This is a genomic window from Flavivirga aquimarina, assembly GCF_030540835.1.
Classification (GTDB): domain Bacteria; phylum Bacteroidota; class Bacteroidia; order Flavobacteriales; family Flavobacteriaceae; genus Flavivirga; species Flavivirga aquimarina.
Genome location: NZ_JAUOEK010000182.1, coordinates 1 through 4470 on the forward strand (window position 1 = coordinate 1; position 4470 = coordinate 4470).

Genomic DNA, 4470 nt, shown 5'->3' on the forward strand with positions numbered 1-4470 from the left:
CTCAAAAGGTACGGGCATATAAAGTAAGCTCAAAATTTGTAAAAAGTGTAGGTGCGGAGGTGCGGAGTTTGGGTTTTCCGGCAAGCGAAATAGAGAAAGAGAATTTAAAGCTACAAGCTATTTCAGAAGCTATACAAGCTATACTGAAAAAACTTATGGTATTGTTTTTTCATTGAAAGAAGACATTAAACAAAATTATTTGGAATATTTTCAAGTAATACAAAAATCGAAAAATATTGTTGCAGAAAAGCAATTAAGTTATAATAAAACTACCCGCTCCGCAAAGTCTCCCGACTTAGCGGAACATTAATCAACCAAGCGTATAAAATTTGAAAGAAGGTTACATTATACGAGATCAAGAAAAAACATATTTTATTACTGCAACAGTAGTAGATTGGATAGATGTCTTTACACGAAAGTCTTATAAAGATATTGTTATTGATTGTTTAGCTTTCTGCATAGAAAATAAAGGCATGCTTTTGTATGGTTATGTTATTATGAGTAATCATATACATGTAATCATTCAATCTAAAGATGGTAAACTATCAGATTTAATAAGAGATTTTAAAAAATTTACGGCTAAAAGCATATTAGAAAAGATCGAAAACGAACCCGAGAGTAGAAGAGAATGGATGTTAGAAAGATTTAAAAAAGCTACAGAAACGCATACTAGAAATACCAACTATCAATTTTGGCAATATGGAAATCATGCAGAAGAAATATATTCATACAAATTTATGTGGTCTAAGTTAGACTATATCCATTTAAACCCTGTGCGTGCCGGAATTGTAGAAAAAGCATCTTTTTACAGGTATTCTAGCGCGAGCAATTACGTGAATAGCGAAGGTTTAATTGAAGTTGAAATTGTAGATAATCCTGTAATAGATGTTTTAAAGAAGTCATCAATTACAAAATATAATCAGTATTGAAAATGAAAGTTATATATATGAATATTTTTGGAATTATAATGACCTCAAAGTCGGGAGACTTTGCGGAGCGGGAGTAATAACTGGATTACTATCTCCCCAGTTAATAACTCACCAACCAGCGCCTATAAAACTTGGAGCTATATTAGCATCAAAGCGACTTAAAAGACAGAAATTCCCAGAAAAAGAATTTGCATTAGATTTTACAAATTTTATTGAATCTAATCTTAGAATTGAAAATAAAAATTATCCTTCTCAGATAAAAGCATTTTGGGAAAAATGGGGAAACTCTATAGTAGCATTCGCATTAGGGATTATAGCGAGTGTTATTGCATCACAAATAATGGAATAATGGCAATTACCAGACTTATATAAAACATAGTCCATTATATAAAGCTACCATCTCACTACAAAAGCTTTCTTTTATTTTCTTACAGGCACGGAAAACATTTCCGCGCTAGCGGGGTAAATAATATTATTTATTTTTTGCTCCTCTTTTGTTTCCTTGCCTCTTTTTCTTTTAAGAACTTTATGATTTCGCCTTCCTTTATATTTGACACTCTCTTAAAAAAATCAGATACAGACATATCAAAATAATCACAGATATATAGTAGTTTAATCATTTTGAAGTTAGAATTTGATTCCATCCTTCCTAAGTTAATAGAAAACCCATATTCTTGTTCGAATTCGATATTTACCCTACTCTGAGAGACACCTTTTTCATCTCGTAATTCTTTGAGAACCATCTCAATCGAAGTAGTATAATGCAAAATATCTCTGTTATATATCATAGCCTTAAAGGAAGCAATTACAAAATATGATTTCAATGACGCTTGTGTCGTTGAAAATATTTATATATATTTGGTTAATCTTTTAAAAAAGAAAGATATATTTTTGCGATTCTTCGTATAGAAAATATTTGAAGCAGTCGCTTTGAATCTCGCTTTTGAAAACTGGTAATTTTTAATGGGAACGAGATGATAAGTACGATGCTCACGCTCTATGGGCGTGGGCTCTCTTATTGTTCCCAGGTATACCAGTACCTCAAAGGCAATAAGCTGAGTTCCACGCCTTTTTTGTTTCACACACATAAAAGGTTTAATGAGGTATTTATATCATTTTCAAGGAGCTTCAACTTTATAGAATATCATAAAATGAGCATTTTGAACTTTGAACAGTTACATGCATGGTCTTGTAATCAACACCCACAGGGATATACGGAAAACCTAAAAACCAAATCCATGATAAAAAACAAAATAAATATTTCACGAAGAACCTTGATTTTAACACACGATACTCTTTCTAACTCCCTTACACTTTTGATTAATCAAACGTCCCTTAAAGATGACGTAAAAAAACATTGTAGACTGGGATTGAAAGTCTTTGGAATCATTTTAGCAGATTTAAAATACGATACGGGAACCCATCTGTTAATGGAGAAGGAGTTCGACCTGTTCTTTGCCCGTTTTCCCGCCAAATACTATAATGAAAAAAGAGAGAACAGAAAATGGGTTTGTGTTTATACCGTAGCGAAAAACATAGAGTCTTGTATTAGAGCTAATGCGATTGTAAACACCACAGAAGATAAACCCGAAAGCAACTTAATCTAAAATCATGACAGGGAACAAAAAGGAATTCACGCTTACAAGCTACAAACAGCTTTTTGAAAGCTTGTATCCCCAACTTTGTGTGTTTGCGTTCAAGTATCTTAATGATTTGGATATTTCAAAAGACATTGTTGAGGAGGTCTTTGTTAAGGTTTGGGAAAACCAAATTGATTTTCAAAATGAAAAGCAAACGACGGACTATTTTTATAAAGCCGTAAAAAACGAATGCCTCGATTATCTAAAGACTAAACTCTTTTAAAAAAACCTTTTGATTGTGAGCAATCAAAATTGACTATTCAATTTTATTGGGGGAAATAGTCAAATATCAGGCCTCTTAAAAAGGAGGCTTTTTATTTCTATTAATTCTATTCAATGCTAAGATCAAAGTTTTTTAGGTTATTTAACGGCTAATAGAGGGAATATAAACGAAAAAAAGCGATATTCTAATATCACTTTATTGCTTTAATAATTTTTTTAATGTCTTTGGGTTCATTTGATTATTAAAAAATGTAATCAAATATATCTTATCGTTCTTCCTGTCTTCTTTATAAAAGAGAGAAATATTTTTATGAATTACGCCTTTTCGAATTCCTAACTTTTCATTCACAAACGGGTGGACAACTTGTTCTTTTTTTACCTTTTCCAGCAATGTATTGGTAAGGTCATTAAAGCTTTTCATTTCTTTTTTCGTCCACCTTTTTTTAAGATTTTCAAGAACTTCAATATAAGTAATCTTCGCTAGTTTCGTCCAAACTATTTTCATTTACTTAGATACCGTAAGCTTCGTTAATTTCTTTCATGACTTGCTCATGGGTAAACGTGTTCCCTTTTTCTATATCTTTTAATCCAGATTCTATCAATAATTTTTCAGTATCAGAAATATCATCCGACCAATCTGAAGACGCGGAAATGTTGTTTTTTATAGTTTTTAATTTAGAAATAATAGTTTCATCTTTAAGACCAACCAGCCATTCCATTAATTTATATTTTTCTAATTGAATATCCATAACATTACTATTATACAAACAAAGATAACAATTTTTGTATATAGTTTTGCTTTCTATAGGCTTAAGGTATTCGATCTACGGGAGTAAATGATAAATCTAAAAATTTCCTTTTAATATACTCTCATTACTTTGTGAGGAACATATTGAAAGGAAATTCTTTTTTTTAAGCCTTTAAAAATAGTGGTTTAACTTATTGCTTGAGATTGTTGTTTTTTGGTTTCAAATCTTATAAGTAAGTTTTCAATGTCTTCACTAATCTTTGATTCTATAACTCTGGCATAAATTTGTGTCGTTGACAGTTTGGTGTGCCCTAATAGTTTAGATACGGTTTCTATGGGTACGCCATTGGATAGCATTACCGTTGTTGCGAAAGTATGTCTAGCAACATAAAAAGAAATATTTTTATGGATCCCACAAGCCTTTATAATTTCCTTTAAATAGGCATTGGTCTTTTGATTGGAACTTATGGGCAATAAATTAGTTGTAAAATCTGTGTCTTCTATATCTCTATACTTTTCTAGTATTGTCCATGCTTTTGGGAGTATTGGCACTTTTACTTGTTCATCTATTTTCTCTCGTTTAGTATATATCCAATTGTTGTTATCTATACCTTTAACAATATTGCTTTCTGTAAGTTCTTTAAAGTTAGCACATTTTTAGTAAACAATTGCACACCTTTTATATGGTTTTAGATGCCTTTATTTGATATCAAATAAAATGCTTAAAACAAAAAAACACTGATAATCACATAATTAACAGTGTTTTATTTTAACCTATTTCTAGGTTCGTCGGGTTAATGCCATTATTTAAGCAGATAAATTTGATGGTAAATTGAACGCGCTGTACTTAGTGCCAATATTTATTTATGTCCTAGCGCAGCGTTCCTTTTTGCTTTCGTTTTCAAAGGAAATAGTAAAGATGCGCAGCATA

6 protein-coding genes are annotated in these 4470 nt (G+C 31.1%); 3 read left to right on the top strand and 3 right to left on the bottom strand.

Features of this window, described 5'->3' with window-relative positions:
- Window positions 1-329: 329 nt before the first annotated feature.
- The 3 genes from Q4Q35_RS19530 to Q4Q35_RS19540 all read left to right on the top strand — a co-directional run bounded on the left by Q4Q35_RS19530 (window position 330) and on the right by Q4Q35_RS19540 (window position 2792).
- Window positions 330-929 (top strand): REP-associated tyrosine transposase, encoded by a 600-nt coding sequence (locus tag Q4Q35_RS19530; protein ID WP_303279715.1) that lies wholly within the window; start codon window positions 330-332, stop codon window positions 927-929.
- A 1151-nt stretch (window positions 930-2080) separates the two neighbouring features.
- Window positions 2081-2536, top strand: a complete 456-nt coding sequence (locus tag Q4Q35_RS19535) for a hypothetical protein (protein WP_303279716.1) — start codon at window positions 2081-2083, stop codon at window positions 2534-2536.
- A gap of 4 nt (window positions 2537-2540) precedes the next feature.
- A complete protein-coding gene (locus Q4Q35_RS19540; RefSeq protein WP_303279717.1) occupies window positions 2541-2792 on the top strand; it encodes a sigma factor in 252 nt (83 codons plus the stop codon).
- Window positions 2793-2987: 195 nt separating this feature from the next.
- Here the strand turns inward: Q4Q35_RS19540 and Q4Q35_RS19545 are convergent, their stop codons facing one another.
- From Q4Q35_RS19545 to Q4Q35_RS19555, 3 genes are all read right to left on the bottom strand, one after another.
- The gene (locus tag Q4Q35_RS19545; protein WP_303279718.1) at window positions 2988-3296 is read right to left on the bottom strand and encodes a hypothetical protein; all 309 of its coding nucleotides are present in this window, start codon (window positions 3294-3296) and stop codon (window positions 2988-2990) included.
- A gap of 4 nt (window positions 3297-3300) precedes the next feature.
- Entirely contained in the window at window positions 3301-3540 is a 240-nt protein-coding gene (locus Q4Q35_RS19550) for a hypothetical protein (RefSeq protein ID WP_303279719.1), read from the bottom strand.
- A gap of 185 nt (window positions 3541-3725) precedes the next feature.
- Complete coding sequence (locus Q4Q35_RS19555; protein WP_367892761.1) at window positions 3726-4160, bottom strand: site-specific integrase; 435 nt, start codon at window positions 4158-4160, stop codon at window positions 3726-3728.
- Between the last annotated feature and the right edge of the window lie 310 nt (window positions 4161-4470).

What these genes read in the sequence shown, in the direction of transcription:
- Q4Q35_RS19535 (WP_303279716.1), top strand. Translation starts at nt 2,081, where the DNA reads ATGAGCATTTTGAACTTTGAACAGTTACATGCATGGTCTTGTAATCAA.
- Q4Q35_RS19540 (WP_303279717.1), top strand. Translation starts at nt 2,541, where the DNA reads ATGACAGGGAACAAAAAGGAATTCACGCTTACAAGCTACAAACAGCTT.
- Q4Q35_RS19545 (WP_303279718.1), bottom strand. Translation starts at nt 3,296, where the DNA reads ATGAAAATAGTTTGGACGAAACTAGCGAAGATTACTTATATTGAAGTT.
- Q4Q35_RS19550 (WP_303279719.1), bottom strand. Translation starts at nt 3,540, where the DNA reads ATGGATATTCAATTAGAAAAATATAAATTAATGGAATGGCTGGTTGGT.